The 20,228-nt window shown below is 37.2% G+C and carries 19 protein-coding genes, 1 pseudogene and 2 other annotated features; of the genes and pseudogenes, 14 read left to right on the top strand and 6 right to left on the bottom strand.

The window, feature by feature from the left end; genetic code table 11:
• Positions 1-25 precede the first annotated feature (25 nt).
• On the bottom strand, positions 26-643 hold the full coding sequence (locus KFD70_RS11545; RefSeq protein WP_336450324.1) for a TetR/AcrR family transcriptional regulator: 618 nt from the start codon (positions 641-643) through the stop codon (positions 26-28).
• Positions 644-939: 296 nt separating this feature from the next.
• Between KFD70_RS11545 and KFD70_RS11540 the strand changes: the two genes are divergently transcribed.
• Positions 940-1,593 (top strand): HlyD family secretion protein, encoded by a 654-nt coding sequence (locus KFD70_RS11540; RefSeq protein WP_336450323.1) that lies wholly within the window; start codon positions 940-942, stop codon positions 1,591-1,593.
• Between the two features lie 14 nt (positions 1,594-1,607).
• The gene (locus KFD70_RS11535) at positions 1,608-3,362 is read left to right on the top strand and encodes a DHA2 family efflux MFS transporter permease subunit (RefSeq protein WP_336450322.1); all 1,755 of its coding nucleotides are present in this window, start codon (positions 1,608-1,610) and stop codon (positions 3,360-3,362) included.
• 43 nt (positions 3,363-3,405) lie between these two features.
• Here KFD70_RS11535 and KFD70_RS11530 read toward each other — a convergent pair whose 3' ends face one another.
• Complete coding sequence (locus KFD70_RS11530; RefSeq protein WP_336450628.1) at positions 3,406-3,720, bottom strand: DNA-binding protein; 315 nt, start codon at positions 3,718-3,720, stop codon at positions 3,406-3,408.
• 26 nt (positions 3,721-3,746) lie between these two features.
• Between KFD70_RS11530 and KFD70_RS11525 the strand changes: the two are divergent.
• Positions 3,747-3,875: pseudogene (locus KFD70_RS11525) on the top strand (DUF4179 domain-containing protein); the annotation flags it as partial.
• A 35-nt stretch (positions 3,876-3,910) separates the two neighbouring features.
• Here KFD70_RS11525 and KFD70_RS11520 read toward each other — a convergent pair.
• Together KFD70_RS11520 and sspI are read right to left on the bottom strand one after the other, a co-directional pair.
• Positions 3,911-4,468, bottom strand: coding sequence for an HD domain-containing protein (locus KFD70_RS11520; RefSeq protein ID WP_336450321.1), 558 nt, complete (start codon positions 4,466-4,468; stop codon positions 3,911-3,913).
• Positions 4,469-4,643: 175 nt separating this feature from the next.
• Entirely contained in the window at positions 4,644-4,853 is a 210-nt protein-coding gene (gene sspI / locus KFD70_RS11515; RefSeq protein ID WP_017153966.1) for a small acid-soluble spore protein SspI, read from the bottom strand.
• 114 nt (positions 4,854-4,967) lie between these two features.
• Here sspI and KFD70_RS11510 point away from each other — a divergent pair, with 114 nt between their 5' ends.
• The 7 genes from KFD70_RS11510 to KFD70_RS11480 all read left to right on the top strand — a co-directional run bounded on the left by KFD70_RS11510 (position 4,968) and on the right by KFD70_RS11480 (position 13,603).
• Positions 4,968-5,732 (top strand): TrmH family RNA methyltransferase, encoded by a 765-nt coding sequence (locus KFD70_RS11510; protein ID WP_336450320.1) that lies wholly within the window; start codon positions 4,968-4,970, stop codon positions 5,730-5,732.
• A 62-nt stretch (positions 5,733-5,794) separates the two neighbouring features.
• Positions 5,795-6,024, top strand: a binding site (T-box leader).
• A gap of 44 nt (positions 6,025-6,068) precedes the next feature.
• Positions 6,069-7,103, top strand: coding sequence for a phenylalanine--tRNA ligase subunit alpha (gene pheS / locus KFD70_RS11505; RefSeq protein ID WP_174098778.1), 1,035 nt, complete (start codon positions 6,069-6,071; stop codon positions 7,101-7,103).
• An 18-nt stretch (positions 7,104-7,121) separates the two neighbouring features.
• A complete protein-coding gene (gene pheT, locus KFD70_RS11500) occupies positions 7,122-9,542 on the top strand; it encodes a phenylalanine--tRNA ligase subunit beta (protein ID WP_336450319.1) in 2,421 nt (806 codons plus the stop codon).
• A 229-nt stretch (positions 9,543-9,771) separates the two neighbouring features.
• The gene (locus tag KFD70_RS11495; protein WP_336450318.1) at positions 9,772-11,196 is read left to right on the top strand and encodes a YcdB/YcdC domain-containing protein; all 1,425 of its coding nucleotides are present in this window, start codon (positions 9,772-9,774) and stop codon (positions 11,194-11,196) included.
• A 78-nt stretch (positions 11,197-11,274) separates the two neighbouring features.
• On the top strand, positions 11,275-11,616 hold the full coding sequence (locus tag KFD70_RS11490; protein WP_336450317.1) for a hypothetical protein: 342 nt from the start codon (positions 11,275-11,277) through the stop codon (positions 11,614-11,616).
• A gap of 63 nt (positions 11,617-11,679) precedes the next feature.
• Positions 11,680-11,931: a binding site (T-box leader), on the top strand.
• A gap of 52 nt (positions 11,932-11,983) precedes the next feature.
• On the top strand, positions 11,984-13,375 hold the full coding sequence (gene asnS / locus KFD70_RS11485) for an asparagine--tRNA ligase (protein WP_336450316.1): 1,392 nt from the start codon (positions 11,984-11,986) through the stop codon (positions 13,373-13,375).
• 93 nt (positions 13,376-13,468) lie between these two features.
• On the top strand, positions 13,469-13,603 hold the full coding sequence (locus KFD70_RS11480; protein WP_174098783.1) for a YuzL family protein: 135 nt from the start codon (positions 13,469-13,471) through the stop codon (positions 13,601-13,603).
• Positions 13,604-13,753: 150 nt separating this feature from the next.
• Here KFD70_RS11480 and KFD70_RS11475 read toward each other — a convergent pair whose 3' ends face one another.
• Positions 13,754-14,008 (bottom strand): hypothetical protein, encoded by a 255-nt coding sequence (locus KFD70_RS11475; protein WP_336450315.1) that lies wholly within the window; start codon positions 14,006-14,008, stop codon positions 13,754-13,756.
• A gap of 167 nt (positions 14,009-14,175) precedes the next feature.
• On the bottom strand, positions 14,176-15,114 hold the full coding sequence (gene rnhC, locus KFD70_RS11470) for a ribonuclease HIII (RefSeq protein WP_336450314.1): 939 nt from the start codon (positions 15,112-15,114) through the stop codon (positions 14,176-14,178).
• Positions 15,115-15,238: 124 nt separating this feature from the next.
• On the opposite strand from rnhC, the gene zapA reads away from it, so the two are divergent.
• The 4 genes from zapA to KFD70_RS11450 are packed head-to-tail and all read left to right on the top strand — an operon-like array spanning position 15,239 to position 20,205.
• The gene (zapA, locus tag KFD70_RS11465) at positions 15,239-15,508 is read left to right on the top strand and encodes a cell division protein ZapA (RefSeq protein ID WP_000082702.1); all 270 of its coding nucleotides are present in this window, start codon (positions 15,239-15,241) and stop codon (positions 15,506-15,508) included.
• Position 15,509: 1 nt separating this feature from the next.
• Positions 15,510-16,049: a CvpA family protein gene (locus KFD70_RS11460; protein ID WP_336450313.1), complete on the top strand. Its 540-nt coding sequence runs from the start codon at positions 15,510-15,512 to the stop codon at positions 16,047-16,049.
• A gap of 56 nt (positions 16,050-16,105) precedes the next feature.
• Complete coding sequence (gene polX, locus KFD70_RS11455; RefSeq protein ID WP_336450312.1) at positions 16,106-17,824, top strand: DNA polymerase/3'-5' exonuclease PolX; 1,719 nt, start codon at positions 16,106-16,108, stop codon at positions 17,822-17,824.
• Positions 17,825-17,844: 20 nt separating this feature from the next.
• The gene (locus KFD70_RS11450; RefSeq protein WP_336450311.1) at positions 17,845-20,205 is read left to right on the top strand and encodes an endonuclease MutS2; all 2,361 of its coding nucleotides are present in this window, start codon (positions 17,845-17,847) and stop codon (positions 20,203-20,205) included.
• The last annotated feature ends 23 nt before the right edge of the window (positions 20,206-20,228 follow it).

The raw sequence follows: 20,228 nt of genomic DNA, 5'->3' as shown, positions 1-20,228 counted from the left end.
GTTGATCCATTATAAATAAGGCTTTTTAAAAAGGTCTCTCTAACCCAGCGGCAGTATGAGCCCCTAAAATAATTAAGCGGGTGAGCTGCATCGCCATAAAGTGTGGCGTATAAATCATCCCTCTTTTTAACCATGACATAATCATCCCGATATGTGCACCTGTTACGTAGCTAATGAGAATGTCACGAGGAACCATAAGTTCTTCATCATCTGGCTGAGAAATAGATAAGCTTAATGTTAAATGTGTTTGAATGGTCTTCATCATTTTATAAGAATAGTTTCCAGCTGCTTTATCACCGAGCATTACGTTGTAAAAGGTAGCATTATCAGCGATGTGTTCAAATAGGGCTAGAAAAATTGGATGTGGTGAATTAAAGGTAAGTTGCAAATCTTCTTTTGTTTGCTTTTTGGGCTTAATCACTTCTGATAAAGATGCTAGCATTTCCTCGATACACTTATCTAATAAATCGTATTTATCATGATAATGGCTATAAAAGGTAGCGCGATTGACAGGAGCACGTTCAGCGATATGCTGTACTGTTACATTTTCAAACCCTTTTTCGCCTACTAAAGCGACAAAAGCATCCTGTATCAATTGTCTCGTTCGTTTTACACGCGGATCGTTTGTATTTTTAATAGACATTTTGCTTCTCCTTGCTGAATTTTGATTACTTAAACAACAAATTTATAGTGTAGTGTTGGATAACCAACATATAAGCTCAAATTGTCGGTTGTAGATTCAAAATAATTATTTATAATTATATACGATATTCCTTTAGAAAACAGCACCGGTAGCATACAAGCAAAGGATTGGTTTGCTATGCGCAAGGTGTGCTTTTTTAGTTTAATTGTTAATATAATTAACAATTAAACAGTATAAATAAAAGGGGTAGAAATAGTTTAGAAAAAAATTATATGCGATATAAGGAGAGGAATGCAATGAATCAGTTTCGAAGAATGGTGATTATCAATATTATCACATTAATTGTATTAGTTGGCGGTGGTATCGGCGGTTATTACTACTATAACCAAGCTGAAAATTACTTGAAAACAGATAATGCGAAAATCGATGGGAAAGTAATCCCAATCGCATCACCTGTAGCAGGGAAATTAACAGAATGGAATGCAGAAATAGGTAAGAGTTACAATGAAAATGATAAATTAGGTTCTGTTTCTGTACCAAGTCAAAATGGTGAGCAAACGATGGATGTAACAATTCCACATAGTGCAACAGTTGTTCAATCAAATGCTACAACAAATGCTTTCGTGGCGGCAGGTAGTCCAATTGCGTATGCATACGATATGAGTGATTTATGGGTAACAGCAAATATTGAAGAAACAGATGTTGATGATGTGCAAAAAGGTCAAGAAGTTGATGTGTATGTAGATGCATATCCTGATACAACTTTAACAGGAAAAGTAGAACAAGTTGGATTAACAACGGCAAATACATTCTCTATGCTGCCATCAAGTAACGCAACAGCGAACTATACGAAAGTAACACAAGTTGTACCAGTTAAAGTTTCACTAGATCATAGTAAATCAGTAAATATTGTTCCTGGAATGAATGTGACAGTTCGTATTCATAAGTAAGGGGGGAAGATAAAATGTCCTCAGGTTTAATTGCAGGATATGCATTATTTTGTATCATCGTCTTCTTCCTTGTAAATCGTCTTTTAAGAAAGAAAAAAACGAACGCGGGAGAAGAACAAGTCCCAGCCGTAAGTAAGATAGAAATAAAGCCACCAGAGCAAGAAACTTCAAATGTAGTTGAATTAGAAGCATCAAAACAAGAAACGAAAAAGCAAGAAAGATCGAAACGGCAAATGCCGGTAGAGAATGTCAATGTAAAAGCCGTTGTAGCGGTATTAATTCTCGGTATGTTCGTGTCGATTTTAAACCAAACAATTATTAATGTTGCCTTGCCTCCATTAATGAACGAGTTCAATGTATCAACTTCAACAGCGCAATGGTTAATTACAGGCTTTATGCTTGTGAACGGGATTTTAGTGCCAATTAGTGCGTTCTTAGTTTCCAGGTTTACGTACCGTAAGTTATTTGTAGCAGCGATGCTGTTCTTCACAGTAGGTTCTATTATTTGTGCTATATCTGGAAACTTCACAATGATGATGATAGGACGCGTCATTCAAGCAGTTGGCGCAGGGATTTTAATGCCAGTTGGTATGAATATTTTCATGACTTTGTTCCCGCCGCATAAGCGCGGAGCTGCGATGGGATTACTTGGAGTGGCGATGATTTTAGCGCCAGCAATCGGACCAACTGTAACAGGTTGGGTTATTGAAAATTACAGCTGGAACTTAATGTTCTATGCGATGTTTGCCATCGGTTTAGTTATTACATTATTATCTTTAAAATTCTTTACACTGGCTCAGCCAGTTTCAAAAACAAAGCTAGATATGTTTGGGGTTATTAGTTCGAGTATTGGACTTGGTAGCTTACTGTATGGATTCAGTGAAGCTGGAAATAACAGCTGGAGCAGTGCTGAAGTTGTGATTTCGCTTATCATTGGTGTAATTGGCATAGCGTTATTTATTTGGAGAGAAATGACGACAGATAACAAAATGCTAGATTTACATGTATTTAAATACCCAACGTTTACTTTTACCTTATTAATTAACGCGATTGTAACAATGGCATTATTCGGTGGTATGTTATTACTTCCTGTATATCTTCAAAATATTCGCGGGTTTACGCCGATTGAATCAGGTCTTCTACTTCTTCCTGGATCATTAATTATGGGAATTATGGGACCGATTGCAGGAAAGTTATTTGATAAATACGGTATTCGCCCGTTAGCAATCGTTGGATTAGCGATTACAACATATGCAACATATGAATTTACGCAGTTATCGATGGATACACCATATAGCGTCATTATGACGGACTATATTATCCGTTCATTTGGGATGTCATTTATTATGATGCCAATTATGACAGCTGGTATGAACGCGCTGCCGATGAAATTAATTTCTCACGGTACAGCAACGCAAAATACATCAAGACAAGTAGCGGGTTCAATTGGTACAGCGATCTTAATTACAATTATGACGCAACAAACAACGAATCACGTTGCAGATTATGGAAATATGATAACAAAAACAAACCCAATTTTAGTTGATCAAGTACATGGAATGGGACAAAGTTTAGCATCCGTGGCTGGATCAGCACAAGCTGGAGATGCGATGAGCTCACAGCTATTATTTGGACAAATTTCGAAGCTATCCGCAATCAACGGTATTAATGATGCGTTCTTAGTTGCAACAATATTAGCAGGTATTGCTTGGGTGTTATCATTTTTCTTACAATCAGGTAATAAGCCAAATCGAAAAGCAGAGAATTAATTTCTCTGCTTTTTTGTTTTGATATTAAAATGAGAAAATTACATTATCCTGGAATGGAGAATGAATCAGGTATAGACATTAATTGATAGAAAATGGCTCCCAGTATCCCTACAGTAAAAATAATCATTCCCATATTGCGAATACTAATCGTTTTGTTACGTATTCCACTTATACCTGCGAACAAACCAGCTAACGCGAAAAGAACCCAATACAGGACAGTTGGAATGGGTAAGACCTTCTCACCATCAATCCCCATTTCCCAGAAAACAAAAGGTATAGCGACAAATGAAAAGCAAAGTGTTATTCGAAAACATTTATCTTCTTTAGAAAGCGTACATGAAGAATGTATGGATGATATATTACTAGCAATTTGGAATCATATTGAAAAAATTAGACGATAGTGTTACAACAATTATGTTTACTCCGACAGTCACATCAGGTAAAGAAGGAGAAAAGAAAACAGATTATCGGAAAGTGCTAAAAGAGCAAGCTTTTGAAGTCATTGTAAAATAATAAAAGAGGTATCACTTTGTAGCGATGCCTCTTTTTCATTGGTAGACTTGTTCTGCTTTTTTGTTAGATTTTGCTTGCTGCACTTGTAATTCACGCTCTACCATTCGATCTAATTGCTGAATGGCTTTCAATGCTTTTTCATAAGAAATTGTTCGGTAGTGATGTGCTCCGCTCGGTTCTTCGTCTGCTTCGTCCGCCCATTTAATAATATTTTGTAGAGGTGTTCTTTCAATTTCTTGTTTTACTAAGAAAGAATCCGTATGAAGAAGAATGGCGATAGAAATTTCTTTTGCAAGCTTAGGATGTTCACCTAATCTAATAAGCAATTTGTGAGCTCGTTCTGCCCCTTTAATTGCATGTATATCATTCTTTTTATACAAATCATAGTCCCATTCACCGCCTGTGTACCATGTATGATGTCCTATGTCATGAAGAAAACCAGCCTTTGTTGCCGCATCAACTGAGGCGTGATGTTTTTTAGCTAAGTGAAACGCATGGTAAGCGACGGCGATCGCATGGACCATTCCAGAACGGTTGACATATTTTTGTGTGATATGATGTTGAAAAATTTGTTCAAGCGTAATACGGTGCATAAAACATTCACTCCTTTTATCTATTGATATATATAAAGAAAATCGATAGGTTTAAATGTATTTTGAACATTGTACTCCATCACGCTGTGTTAGTAAAGTAGAAATGTTTAGGAGGAGAGAATTTTTTATGCACATAAAAATCACCCTAGCTCATGCCAAGGTGATTTTTAATTCTTTACTTTTTTAGCCCTTGCTCAAGTGTTTCTAACATTTCATGTTTTCCATTTTCGTCGGCATTTTGCCAAATGACTTCAAATAAAACACCAAGCCCTGGAAGCATTTTTTCTTCACCGCTTTGAATTGCTTCTACAATTGTCTCTTGTAATTCGCCTTGTGTATTTCCTGCAACGTTTGCTAATACGGCGCCGCGTAGATTAAAGTTCATTACTTTCACCTCTTCTTCTGAATTGAAACTGACATTAGTTTTTGTTTTTTTTTATGTAAATATGTATGAAAAATAGGCTATAATGAGAAGACAAGAAGAGAGGGAATACATATTATGAAAAACATTGATTCAGTACAAAATCCGCGCGTAAAGCAGTGGAAAAAGCTGCAGACGAAAAAAGAGCGCGATAAAAAAGGCCTATTCTTTGTAGAAGGATTCCACTTAGTCGAGGAAGCTTTAAAGGCAGGGGTTGTCACAGAACTTATTGTCTCAGATCAGACAGATCTTCCAAAAGATTGGGCGGTTACGGATGTTGAAATGTATATTGTGCCGGAAGCAATTGTAAAAGTACTTCGTGAAACAGAAACGACGCAAGGTGTATTTGCTGTTTGTGAGAAGCATGAGAAAGAAATCGCTCTTACAGATGGGAAATTTTTATTATTAGATGGCCTACAAGACCCAGGTAATTTAGGGACAATTATTCGTACAGCTGATGCAGCTGGTATTCATGCCGTTGTGCTTGGAGAAGGGTGCGTCGATGCTTATAATAGTAAAGTACTTCGTTCTACACAAGGTTCTATCTTCCATTTACCGATTGTAAAAGGGAACTTAGAAGAATGGGTAGATAAGTTACAAGAAAAGAATGTTCCTGTATACGGAACAGCTCTTGAAAACGGAGTTCCATATGGTGAAGTAACGCCGAAAGGAAGTTTTGCATTAATTGTAGGAAACGAAGGAAATGGTGTGCGCCAAGAAATTCTTACAAAATGTGATCAAAACTTGTATATTCCGATTTACGGCGGGGCAGAATCGTTAAATGTTGCGGTTGCTGCAGGGATTTTAACGTATTATTTACAAAGCCCAGTTGCGAACAGGTAAAAAACTTCTTATAATAAGTTGAAGTACATGTTCATAATGAACAGATAATAAAAGTAAAATAATGAAAAACGTTGATAGAGAAGAGTAGCTTGCAAAATCGCCATATAGGGAGAGAGTGCCGTAGACTGAAAGCATTCTTATGGTAGACGGAAGTGAATTCACCTCTGGAGTTGACGCCAGGACCATTGATATGTAAAGGCGTTCCGGTCAAAGCTGACCGTTATAATGAATTGAGTGGGCAGACTTGTTCTGTCAATTTAGGGTGGTACCGCGAATTTACCTCGTCCCTTTTTAGGGAGCGAGGTTTTTTTATTTTTAAAATTAGGAGGGTTCCAAATGGAAGCACGTTTAAAAGAGCTAAAGCAAAAAGCGTTAGAGCTGATTGAAGAAGCGAAAGAGCTAAAGGGCTTAAACGATGTACGCGTAGCGTATTTAGGAAAAAAAGGTCCGATTACAGAAGTATTACGCGGCATGGGAAAATTATCTCCAGAAGAGCGTCCACGTATGGGAGCTTTAGTAAATGAAGTGCGTGAAGCAATTCAAACGCGTTTAGAAGAAAAAATTAACAATATCGAAAAAGCAGTAATCGAAGCAAAATTAGCTTCTGAAACAATTGATGTTACATTACCAGGTCGTCCTGTAGAAACAGGTTGCCACCATCCGTTAACAGCTGTTGTTGAACAAATTGAAGATGTATTTATCGGGATGGGGTATGAAGTAGCTGAAGGAACAGAAGTAGAGAAAGACTATTACAACTTTGAAGCATTAAACTTACCAAAAGATCACCCAGCGCGTGATATGCAAGATACTTTCTACATTACAGAAGAAACATTACTACGCACACATACATCTTCTGTGCAAGCAAGAACAATGGAAAATAATAAAGAAAAAGGTCCAATTAAAATTATTTGCCCAGGTAAAGTGTATCGCCGTGATGATGACGATGCAACGCATTCACACCAGTTCATGCAAATTGAAGGTCTTGTCATCGACAAAAACATTCGCATGAGTGACTTAAAAGGTACACTGCAAGTATTCGTGAAAAAGATGTTCGGTGAAGATCGTGAAATTCGTCTTCGTCCAAGTTTCTTCCCATTCACAGAGCCATCTGTTGAGATGGATATTTCTTGTATGATGTGTCACGGAAAAGGTTGCGGCACATGTAAAGGAACTGGCTGGATTGAAATTTTAGGAGCGGGTATGGTTCATCCGAACGTACTTGAAATGGCTGGCTATGATTCAAAAGAATATCAAGGTTTCGCATTCGGTATGGGTGCAGAGCGTATTGCAATGTTGAAATACGGCGTTGATGACATTCGTCATTTCTATACAAATGATGTACGTTTCTTACAACAATTCAAACGAGCGTAAGGGAAGGAGAGGATAAATATGTTCGTATCATATCGTTGGTTACAAGAGTATGTAGATATTAAAGATGTAACGGCACAAGAACTAGCAGATAAAATCACGAAAAGTGGTATTGAAGTAGAAGGCGTTGAAGTATTAAACAAAGGTGTAAAAGGTGTTGTTGTTGGTCACGTATTGGAATGTGAAAAACACCCAGAAGCTGATAAATTAAGTAAATGTCTGATCGACATCGGTGAAGAAGAACCAGTACAAATTATTTGCGGTGCTCCTAACATTGCAAAAGGATTAAAAGTACCAGTTGCAAAAGTTGGCGCTGTTCTTCCTGGTAACTTCAAAATTAAAAAAGCAAAATTACGCGGGGAAGCTTCTCACGGTATGGTTTGTGCCCTGCAAGAGCTTGGCATTGACGGAAAACTAGTTGCGAAAGAATATGCAGACGGTATCTTTATCTTCCCAAGTGACGCTGAAGTTGGTGCAGATGCGCTTGAAATCTTAAACTTACATGATGAAGTACTAGAACTTGGTTTAACTCCAAACCGTGCGGATTGCTTAAACATGTTAGGTGTTGCATATGAAGTAGCTGCTATTTATGGCCGTGAAGTGAAGCTTCCAGCTGTAGATTTACAAGAATCAGCAGAAAAAACTTCTGATTATATTTCTGTAAGTGTAGAAGCAACTGGGCAAAACCCATTATACATTGCGAAAATGGTGAAAAACGTAAAAGTCGGCCCATCACCAATGTGGATGCAAACGCGCCTTATGGCAGCTGGCATTCGCCCAATTAGCAACGTAGTTGATATTACAAACTACATTTTAATTGAATATGGTCAACCATTACACGCGTTTGACTATGATAAATTAGGTTCAAAAGAAATCGTTGTTCGTCTTGCAAAAGAAGGCGAGAAGATTCAAACATTAGATGATCAAGAGCGTACATTACAAGCGCATCACCTAGCTATTACAAACGGAACAAAAGCATTAGCTGTTGCTGGTGTAATGGGCGGAGCTGAATCAGAAGTTGATAACGATACAGTAAACGTTCTAATCGAATCTGCATACTTTGAAGGTCAAACAGTGCGCCGCACATCAAAAGACTTAGGTCTTCGCAGTGAATCAAGTGCACGTTTCGAAAAAGGAATTGATCCAACACGTACATTCGAAGCGATTCAACATGCAGCTGCTTTAATGGCGAAATACGCTGGTGGCGAAGCACTTGAAGGTGTAGTAGAAGTTGATAACTTACAAGTACAAGAGCGTACGGTATCCGTTACAGCTGAAAAAGTAAACCGTGTATTAGGTACAGAAATCTCTGCTAGTGAAATGGGTACAATCTTCACAAACTTGAAGTTCCCATTCACAGAAGTAGAAGGAACATTCCATGTGAATGTCCCAGCACGTCGCCCTGATATTACAATTGCAGAAGACTTAGTAGAAGAAGTAGGTCGTCTATACGGATACGATCATATTCCGGTTACATTACCAACTGGTACAATGACGCGTGGTAAATTAACAGCGGCACAAACAAAACGTCGTAAAGTACGTCGCGTATTAGAAGGTGCTGGTTTATATGAAGCGATTACGTATTCATTAACAAGCGCGGACAAAGCGAAACAATATATGGTTGAGCCAAACCAAAAAGCGCCTGTTAACCTTGCACTTCCAATGAGTGAAGAGCGCAGCCAACTTCGTTTAAGCTTAGTACCACAATTACTAGAAGCAGTTTCATATAACAACGCTCGTAAAAACGACAGTGTTGCATTATACGAAGTAGGTTCTATCTTCTTACCAACAGCAGAAGGAGAACTTCCGAAAGAAGAACAACATCTTGCTGGTGTTATGACAGGTCTTGCACTTCACCATGCATGGCAAGGTGAGAAGAAAGTTGTAGACTTCTTCGTTGTTAAAGGTGTGTTAGAAGGATTATTTGATGTACTTGGCGTTGCGAATAGCATCACGTATGCTCCAGCAAAACGTGAAGGTATGCATCCAGGACGTACAGCTGATATCTTATTAGACGGAGAAGTAATTGGTTTCATCGGTCAGTTGCATCCAGAAGCACAAAAACAATTAGATGTGAAAGATACATTTGTATTTGAACTATCTCTTGTAAAAGTATTCGGTGCAGACGTAGAGGAAACTTACTACTCAGCAATTCCACGTTTCCCATCTATGACACGTGATATGGCGGTTGTAGTGGCTAAAGAAGTAAAAGCTGGCGAAATGAAGCAAGTAATTGCGGAAGCTGGTGGAGAACTTCTAAAAGAAGTAACACTATTCGATTTATACGAAGGTGAAAAAATGGAAGAAGGCAAGAAATCACTTGCATTCTCTATGAATTACTTCGATCCAGAACGTACATTAACAGACGAAGAAGTAACAGAAGCACATAACCGTGTATTAACAGCGGTGGAAGAGAAATTTGGTGCGGAGTTACGTAAGTAATATAAAAAAAGCAGCCGTTTGGTTGCTTTTTTTATTTGTTTTTGACTACGATATTTTGTTATGCACAAGATTGAGAGAGCAGCTGATTCTTTAAAAGGGATATGTTTGTAACAGGAATCTAGCAGTATATTTAAAAACGAATTATTTTTATATAGAAGAAAAAGAAATATCTTTTCATCGTGTATTGTCTATAATTAGGAATAAATATTTAGTTTGACGGAGGGGATTTATGAAGAAAATAGCTGAACAATTAAAGCCATATTTAAAAGTGAACGAACATGTAGAATTATGCACAGTTGCTTTAGAAAATGAAGAGAATATATTTGAGATTGGTGAGAAAAATACAGAGCAGATAATAGCGTGTTATGGATTGAATGAAAATAGAGAAATAGATTATTTTCAATCGTATATAGAGTTAGAGGAAGTAGAAGATAACCAATTATCCCATGTTGAAATATATGAAAAAGTACAATCTTTTATAAATATGTTTACCCCGCATCTCATACAGTCCGTTCTTTTTGCATATATAATTGAATTTGATATGATGTATCACATTGTTTATGAAAAGAAAGATGAGAAACTTGGGTTGTTTTTACCGAATTCTGGTATAACGATTGATATGACAAAAGATGGTCGTATGTATCAGCTTCTTTGTCAGGTAGATGAATATCAAATTTATTATCCGGAAAATCCAATTTCAAAAGAAGATGCGAAAGCGAAGTATATGGAAAACTTGGAGTTTGAATTAATGATCTCAAAGGCTGATAAAGAAACATTTGCAAACAGTGATGATACATATCATCTTGTATATGTACCGAAAGACTATGTGTTTCACATTGGACCGCATGGAGAAATACAAACAATAGAAAATTATGATGGATTTCTTCCACAATATGAAAAAATAGAAAAACGTACAGAGCAAAAAGATGGGATTCATGAGCTCATTGGATTAAGTGATAAACATATAAAGTTTCATACAAATACAATGGATGATAAGGTTATAGAATTGTGGGCGAGAAAAGAGCAGGTTCAACATATCGTCCGAAGAGAAGAGGAACTATCGTCGCAGGTGATTCAAGTTTGCTTAGATAAAGAGACTGGACAATATATGAGTATAGTGAATAATGAACAATATAAACAGAATAAAGAAGCATTGACAGAAGAAAAAGCGAAAGAGAGAGCGCTACAGTTTTTATTTGCTCGTTATCCAGATGCAAATGATAGATTTATGATGGAGAAAAGCCATCCATCTCATCACCTTATGTGGGAAGAAGGGGATGAATACGAATCGGAGTATGTTTTTTATTTTCAACATATTTATAATGATGTCAAAGTAGATGTGTATAGTATGACAATTAACGTAGGGAAAGAATCCGGAAATATCATTCGTTTTCAAGCATGTGACTTTGATGAAAAGGAAATTGTAGGTATTTCTCTAGAACCAAATATTTCAATTGAAGAAGCAAAAGAAATTGTCATGAACGCTGTAGATATGGAGTTTTCATGGGGAAAAGAAGTTGAAGAAGACGTGACAAGCTATCATGCGTGCTATATGCCTGCCTTTCCGAAGACTAATGGGCATGTGAAGATGATTGAAGCACATACAGGTAAAGCCTTTTACATTGATACAGGATGTATTATAAAAGAAGCGTGAACTATTTTTTAAGATGTGGTTTATTATTCGAAGATTGCACAGAAAAGGAATTTAAGTTTGATTTAGCGGAGGGATATGATGAAACTTGAAGAATTAGCAAAGCATCAGCCAACAATTAACTGGACTGATAGAATGAATGAAGGAGACGATATTTTCACGGATGAAAACATTAAAGAAACCGCAAATGTTTTAAATCATTATGTAAGAGATTTACAAAATGTTGGTGAGCAGCCAGCGGAACAAGAGATTATGAAATGCGTAGAGAATGTGGTAGTTGCACTAAATGAATTAAATGAAAAATACGATTATTTTATTGAGACGTTAGAGCGGGAAGAATTATATGAGTTTATTACAGAAGCAGCGGCAATAGCTGGTTTAGAAGTAGACGAAGATATAACAGAAGAATGGCGTGAGTGGTAAGACGTTTAAAGACATCTTGCATCTTTCTCTCGAATGTAGTACATTAATTTTAGTTTAACAAAATGAAAGACGATGATAAGGAAAAGTAGTATATACTATAATCCATAGCGAGTCAGGGACGGTGAGAGCCTGATGAGGCGGTATATGTGAAGAACACCTTGGAGTTGCTAACCGAAATTGAAACTTGTATTCAAGAGTAGACTTAGACGGGAATCCGGCCTGTTACAAACCGGGAAGTATGTATTACATACGAGTTAAAGTTGGTCTTTATGACAAATTGGGTGGTACCGCGAAGTTTAACCTTTCGTCCCTTTATGGATGAAAGGTTTTTTTGTATTTAAATATATCAGCAAAGGAGAAATTCACTATGGAAAACACATTAGTAAAAAGTCTGTATAGAGATACAGATAAATATGTAGATCAAACAGTACAAGTATCAGGTTGGATTCGTAACTTACGTGATTCAAAAGTATTCGGTTTTATCGAATTAAACGATGGTAGCTTTTTCAAAAGCGTTCAAATCGTTTTCGATACAGAATTAGATAATTTTAAAGAAATTGCGAAGCTTCCGCTTAGCTCCTCTATTAAAGTAGAAGGTAAGCTAGTTGCAACGCCAGGGGCAAAACAACCATTTGAAATTAAAGCAGAAAAAATCGATATCGAGGGCTTATCAGATTCTGATTACCCACTTCAAAAGAAACGTCATACGTTTGAATATTTACGTACAATCGCTCATTTACGTCCAAGAACAAATGCATTCTCTGCAACATTCCGCGTACGTTCTATCGCAGCGTTTGCGATTCACCAGTTCTTCCAAGAGCGTGGTTTCGTACATGTTCACACACCAATTATCACTGGTAGTGATACAGAAGGTGCGGGCGAAATGTTCCGCGTAACAACGCAAGATCTGAACAACTTACCAAAAAATGAAGAAGGACAAGTTGATGAATCAAAAGACTTCTTCGGTAAAGAAACAAACTTAACAGTAAGTGGACAACTTAATGCTGAAGCTTATGCATTAGCGTTCCGTGATGTATACACATTCGGACCTACATTCCGTGCTGAAAACTCAAACACAACTCGCCACGCTGCTGAGTTCTGGATGGTTGAGCCTGAGATTGCATTCGCTGAACTTGAAGATGTAATGGATCTTACAGAAGATATGCTAAAATATGCAATGAAATACGTACTAGAGCATGCACCAGAAGAAATGGAATTCTTCAACAGCTTTGTTGATAAAACAGTTCTTGAGCGCATGAACAACGTAATTAACTCTGACTTCGGTCGTATCACATATACAGAAGCAATTAAAGTGCTTCAAGAATCAGATGCAGACTTCAAATACCCAGTAGAATGGGGTATTGACTTACAAACAGAGCACGAAAGATACTTATCAGAAGAAATCTTTAAACGTCCTGTATTCGTAACAGACTATCCAAAAGACATTAAAGCATTCTACATGCGTATGAACGATGACGGTAAAACAGTAGCTGCTACTGACCTTCTAGTTCCTGGCATCGGCGAATTAATCGGCGGAAGCCAACGTGAAGAAAGAATGGACGTTTTAGTAGACAGAATTAAAGAATTAGGCATGAATGAAGAAGACTACTGGTGGTACTTAGAACTTAGAAAATACGGCGGTACAAAACATGCTGGATTTGGTCTAGGTTTCGAACGTTTCCTAATGTATATCACTGGTATGGCAAACATCCGTGACGTAATTCCATTCCCAAGAACTCCAGGTTCTTCAGAGTTTTAAGATATGCAAAAAGAGAGAGGAAAATCCTCTCTCTTTTTTGTGCTGTATACTTTCTTATTTCTAAGTAAAAAGTAACAAAAAGGGGTGAATGAAATGGGTAAAAAAGTAAAAAAAGATCCTTCTAGAGCAAGCCTTGGTTCCTCGCAAGTTGAAGGGCAAGGAACTACAACGCACGAAACTGGTTCCTTTAAAGTGCCTTCATCAAATAAGAGACAAAAGCGTAGTTAACCGTATAAAAAGAGTAGTCAAGATGACTACTCTTTTTATACGGTTTTATTTTTCTTATTTTCAATTTCTTTCACAATTTTATTGTAAAGTGATTCAATAGCTGCTCTTTTTTAGGTGAATATTCCTATCTCTGACTTATTATAGGTATTGTCATTTTGAAACCATTTTCTCAAGCTCTTTACAAAATTGTTCAAGTTTTTTAGGGGTATGAATCAATTCGTAAGCATCATAAGTACCAATATATTTGCGAACTCGAAATTTTAATAGGATAGATCTGCCATACCGTTCTATTAATTCATTAAACTTTGGTTCTTCGTTTAATAATCGGATATTTTCTCTAATCCTGCTTTGTTTTTCATGTGGTTTACCTATTAAAACATTCAAAATCATTTGTAGTAATAACAAAGTAATCCCCTCTTTTGTATAGTTTTATAATGAGTGTGTAAAGAATTGAATTTTAATAAAATGAAATTTCTGTATATTTAAATTATAACAAAAAACAAGGCGAAAAGAAATACGGATTCTTTTCGCCTTGTTTAGTTCATTTATATATTGTAGATACTAAAAAATAGTTATTTTTTCAATAAACGAAATGCTTTTTCTGTATTTGCAAAGTGAAGTTTCACAAACTCAGGAAGTCGTTCTTTCCCTAGTTTTTGAATCAGTTTAGCTGCGGCGATATCAACTTGTTTGCCTGCTCCTTTCGGAAGTGGCATACCTGCTTTTTTGCTTAGCTCATTAAACTGTTTTACGAATGAGTAGCGGGCTAAAATGGAAGCTGCGGCAACTGCTAAATGAACACTTTCACCTTTAGTCGCAAAATACACGTTTTCGCGTTGTACCTGTTTTTGCTTTGCCAAGTATTTATAATATGTATCAGGCTGCGTGAATTGGTCGATTAGGATGCCTTCAGGCTTTGTTGGCGCGATCTTTGCCAGTAAATTTGTAAGAGCCTTATTGTGTAAGAGCGCTTTTAATTTACCTTGATTGTTTCCTTTTTCGAACATTTCGTTATATTTTTCATTATGCAAAACGAGAGAGCTATAAGGAACAACGCTAAGCAGCTGCTTTGCAATTTCAGCGATCTGTGCATCATTTAAGTTTTTAGAGTCTTTTACACCAAGTTCTTTTAATAAAGGAATTTGCTTTGCATCTACATATACAGCAACAACTGTCATGGGGCCGAAGTAATCTCCAGTACCAACTTCATCAGATCCGGCTATAGACATTGTTCCAATGGTAGCGGGCGGAGCATAGGGATGCGAATTTACTGTTTTCTTACCAGGAGATTTTGGTGCTTGGGAAACATCTTGCCAGCGTGCTGCTTCTTCCTGAGCACGAATACCTTGAAACATTACTTTACCGGATTTATAGGCCGTAATGGTACAAGATGGGAGTTTTGCCATAAAGACACCGCCTTGCGGAACTTTCGGGGCAATTGCTTGTTTATACTTTTGTTTCATGTCTTCAATTGTTGCAGGATTTGTTTGGATTACGATAGAATTTGACAAAGTAGTCGCTCCTTTTTCAATATTGTTATTTTTATCATATCGGATTGTTCTTTCTGTTTCCATATTATGATGGTTCATGGTATGATAAACTTTAGGATTCTGTACGTGATTGGAGGCCGGTGAGTTGTCACAACAAAAGGGAAATAAAAGTCGAATTAATGTAGAAATCTATGGTCAGCAATATTCAGTTGTTGGCGATGAAAGTACAAGTCATATCCGCATGGTAGCAGCGATTGTGGATGATAAAATGCGCGAACTCAATGCCAAGAATCCTTCGCTTGATACGAGTAGACTAGCGGTATTGACGGCGGTAAACGTCATACACGATTACATAAAATTAAAAGATGAACATGAAAAATTGAAAGAAAGTATGACAAAAAAAGGAATGGAATAACATGATTGATATTATTATCATTGTACTGCTTGTTATGGGATTTTTCCTCGGTTTAAGAAGAGGGTTTGTCTTGCAACTTGTAAAGTTAACAAGCTTTATTATCGCATACCTTGTTGCATACTGGTACTGTAAAGATTTAGCGCCAGTGCTTGAGAAATTTATTCCGTATCCATTTGATAAGAACGTATCTGTTCCAGAATGGATTGATGCGAATAATATCGAAGCAGTATTCTATCAAGCAATTGCGTTTATTGTATTGTTTATTATTACAAAAATCGCACTTTCATTGCTTGGGAATCTCCTGAATATGTTTACAGAAATTCCCGTTTTAAAGCAAGTAAATGCATTTGCTGGGGCACTTCTTGGCTTTTTAGAAGTGTATATTATCTTGTTTGTCTTAATTATTATTGGAACAATTCTTCCGATTGAACAAGTACAAACACCATTACAAAAATCATCAATTAGCAAAATAATTGTAGACGATACACCGATTCTTTCTGAAAAGGTGAAGGAACTATGGCAGACTGGTAGCAGAGTATAACTTCTCTTTTTTCGGAAAGAGGAGTTTTTTTTCTATGAAAGAAAGGCGGGGCAAGAATGAAAGTGAATAAAAAACAAGTGATTAAATTACTAGAGACAATCGGCCTTTTTATGGAGCTAAAGGGCGAAAATCCATTTAAAATATCAGCATTTCGTAAAGCGGCAGCAGCATTGGAAAGCGACGATCGTAGTCTTTCCGAAATTGAAGATTTTACAAAAATTCCAGGCATCGGAAAAGGAACAGCGGCGGTAATTCAAGAATATATTGAAGCTGGAACTTCAGAAGTATTAGAGGAGCTTGAAAAGGAAGTACCGAGCAGCCTATTACCATTATTAAAATTGCCAGGGCTTGGCGGCAAGAAAGTAGCGAAGTTGTACAAAGAACTTGGTGTTATTGATATGGAGACATTGCAAAAAGCGTGTGAAGAGAATAAAGTACAGCTACTGGCGGGATTCGGTAAGAAAACGGAAGAGAAAATATTAGAAGCAATCGCTCAAGTTGGCTCTCGTCCGGAGCGTTTACCGATTGCAATGGTCCTGCCTATTGCCGGGGAAATAGAAGAGAAATTGTCGAATATCCAGGAAATTGTTCGATTTTCTCGCGCTGGGAGTTTGCGACGTATTCGCGAAACAGTGAAAGATTTAGATTTCATTATTGCAACGGAAAATCCAGCAGCAGTACGTGAACATTTATTGCAATTTGATAATATGATTGAAGTGATTGCAAGTGGTGATACAAAGGTATCTGTTCGTCTTCAATATGAATACGATATTTCAATTGATTTCCGTCTTGTAAAACCTGAAGAATTTATTACAACGCTTCATCATTTTACAGGGTCCAAGGATCATAACGTAAGAATGCGCCAAATTGCGAAAGATAAAGGTGAAAAAATTAGTGAATATGGTGTGGAAGACTTAGAAACAGGTGAAGTGAAAACATTTGAAACAGAAGAGGCATTCTTTGCTCATTTTGGCCTGCCATTCATCCCACCAGAAGTGCGTGAAGATGGAAAGGAGATTGAGTTAATTAAAGAATATCCGAATTTAATTCAGTTCTCTGATATACAAGGTGATTTACATATGCATACAACATGGAGCGACGGTGCTTTTTCGATTGAAGAAATGGTACAGGCATGCCGCGCGCGTGGGTATAAATTTATGGCAATTACCGACCATTCACAATACTTGAAAGTAGCAAATGGTTTAACGAAAGAACGTCTTCGTGAGCAAGGAAAAGAAATTGAGCGTATTAACGAAAAATACCCAGATATCACAATTTTACGCGGAATCGAAATGGATATTTTACCAGATGCAACGCTAGATTTTGATGATGAAGTATTAGCGGAGCTTGATTATGTAATTGGAGCAATCCACTCTAGCTTCTCACAAGATCGTGAAACAATTATGAAACGCTTGCGCACAGCGATTGAAAATAAGCATGTTACAATGATTGCTCACCCAACAGGTCGTCTTCTTGGACGCCGCGAAGGGTACGATGTAGATACAGATTTACTGATTGAACTCGCAAAAGAAACTGATACAGTTTTAGAATTAAATGCGAATCCGAACCGTCTAGATTTAAGTGCAAAGCTATTAAAACAAGCACAAGATGCTGGTGTAAAAGTAGCAATTAATACGGATGCCCATACACTTGAAATGTTAGAAGATATGGAAACAGGTGTAGCGGTAGCTCGTAAAGGTTGGATTCAAAAAGATAACGTGATTAATACATGGGATATTGAACGTTTATTAGATTTTATTAAACGGAATAAGTAACACAAGGGGGACGTGCAACTATGTTAGAACGAACGTTGCGTGTATTAGAATATAACAAAGTAAAAGAGCAATTACTTGAGCATGTTGCATCTTCGCTTGGTCGTGATAAAGTGAAGAGCCTTATGCCAAGTACAAATTTTGAAGAAATTGTAGAAATGCAAGAAACAACGGATGAAGCAGCGAAAGTCATTCGTTTAAAAGGACATGTACCACTCGGCGGGATTTTTGATATTCGTCCAAATGTAAAACGTGCGAAAATTGGCAGTATGTTAAGCCCACATGAACTGCTTGATATCGCAAGTACGATGTATGGTAGTCGCCAAATGAAGCGATTCATTGAAGATATGATTGATAATGGTGTAGAGCTACCAATTTTAGAAACACATGTGGCACAAATCGTATCTTTATATGATTTAGAAAAGAAAATTACAAGCTGTATTGGCGATGGTGGCGAAGTACTTGATAGCGCAAGTGATAAATTGCGTGGTATTCGTAACCAAATCCGTACTGCAGAAAGCCGCATTCGTGAGAAACTTGAAAATATGACGAGGTCTTCTAATGCACAGAAGATGTTATCAGATGCAATTGTAACAATCCGTAATGATCGCTACGTAATTCCTGTGAAACAGGAATACCGTGGTGTATATGGCGGTATTGTCCATGATCAATCAGCGTCTGGACAAACGTTATTTATTGAGCCACAAGTGATTGTGGAACTAAATAACGCCTTACAAGAAGCACGTGTGAAAGAAAAACAAGAAGTAGAACGCATCTTAATGATGTTAACAGAAGAAGTAGCAGTTGAAGCTGATATTGTATTAGCAAATGTAGAGGTTATTGCAAACCTTGACTTCATTTTCGCAAAAGCATTTTATGCAAAGCGTATTAAAGCAACGAAGCCAATTGTAAATAATGAGCGATATATGGATTTACGACAAGCGCGTCATCCACTTATCGATCCAGAAATCATCGTGCCAAATGATATTATGTTAGGTAAAGACTTCACAACAATTGTTATTACAGGTCCGAATACAGGTGGTAAGACGGTTACATTAAAAACAGTGGGTATTTGTGTATTAATGGCGCAGTCTGGTCTTCATATTCCAGTAATGGATGAATCAGAGATTTGTGTGTTTAAAAATATCTTTGCTGATATCGGTGATGAACAATCGATTGAACAAAGTTTGAGTACGTTCTCCTCACATATGGTGAACATTGTAGATATTTTAGAAAAAGCTGATTTTGAAAGCTTAGTATTATTTGATGAATTAGGTGCTGGAACAGACCCGCAAGAAGGGGCAGCCCTTGCGATTTCTATTTTAGATGAAGTATATAACCGCGGAGCGCGTGTTGTCGCAACAACGCATTATCCAGAGCTAAAAGCATATGGTTATAATCGTGAACAAGTGATTAATGCGAGTGTGGAGTTTGATGTAAATACATTAAGCCCAACTTATAAGTTATTAATAGGTGTACCGGGACGCAGTAACGCTTTTGAAATTTCCAAACGTCTTGGTTTATCTGACCGAGTAATTGATCGTGCTCGTAATCATATTAGTACCGATACGAATAAAATCGAAAATATGATTGCGAAGCTAGAAGAAAGTCAAAAAAATGCAGAGCGCGAATGGAACGAAGCAGAAGAGCATCGTAAACAATCTGAAAAACTTCATCGTGAATTACAACGTCAAATTATTGAATTTAACGATGAGCGCGATGAAAGATTATTAAAAGCGCAAAAAGAGGGCGAAGAAAAAGTAGAAGCTGCGAAAAAAGAAGCAGAAGGCATCATTCACGAACTTCGTCAGTTACGTAAAGCGCAGCTTGCAAATGTGAAAGATCACGAGTTAATTGAAGCGAAAAGCCGTCTAGAAGGGGCAGCGCCAGAGCTTGTGAAAAAACAAAAAGTAAAAGTGAAAAATACAGCGCCAAAACAACAATTAAGACCAGGCGATGAAGTAAAAGTATTAACATTTGGTCAAAAAGGCCAGTTGCTGAAAAAAGTAAGTGAGAATGAATGGAATGTCCAAATTGGTATTCTAAAAATGAAAGTAAAAGAACCTGATATGGAATACATTAACTCACCACAACCGGTTGAGAAAAAAGCAGTCGCAACTGTTAAGGGAAGAGATTATCATGTTTCCTTAGAACTTGATCTCCGCGGTGAACGATTTGAAAATGCGATGATGCGTGTAGAAAAGTATTTAGACGATGCACAGCTTGCAAACTATCCGCGCGTATCGATCATTCATGGAAAAGGAACGGGAGCACTGCGTCAAGGTGTACAAGATTACTTGAAAAAACATCGCGGCGTGAAAAACTACCGTTATGGTGATATGGGTGAGGGAGGCCTCGGCGTTACAGTTGTCGAATTAAAATAGCAAAAAAACAAGCAAAAGGGGTA

The sequence above is a fragment of the Bacillus pfraonensis genome, from assembly GCF_050768835.1.
Lineage (GTDB): Bacteria > Bacillota > Bacilli > Bacillales > Bacillaceae_G > Bacillus_A > Bacillus_A pfraonensis.
This window is presented reverse-complemented; position numbering and strand designations above follow the sequence as displayed.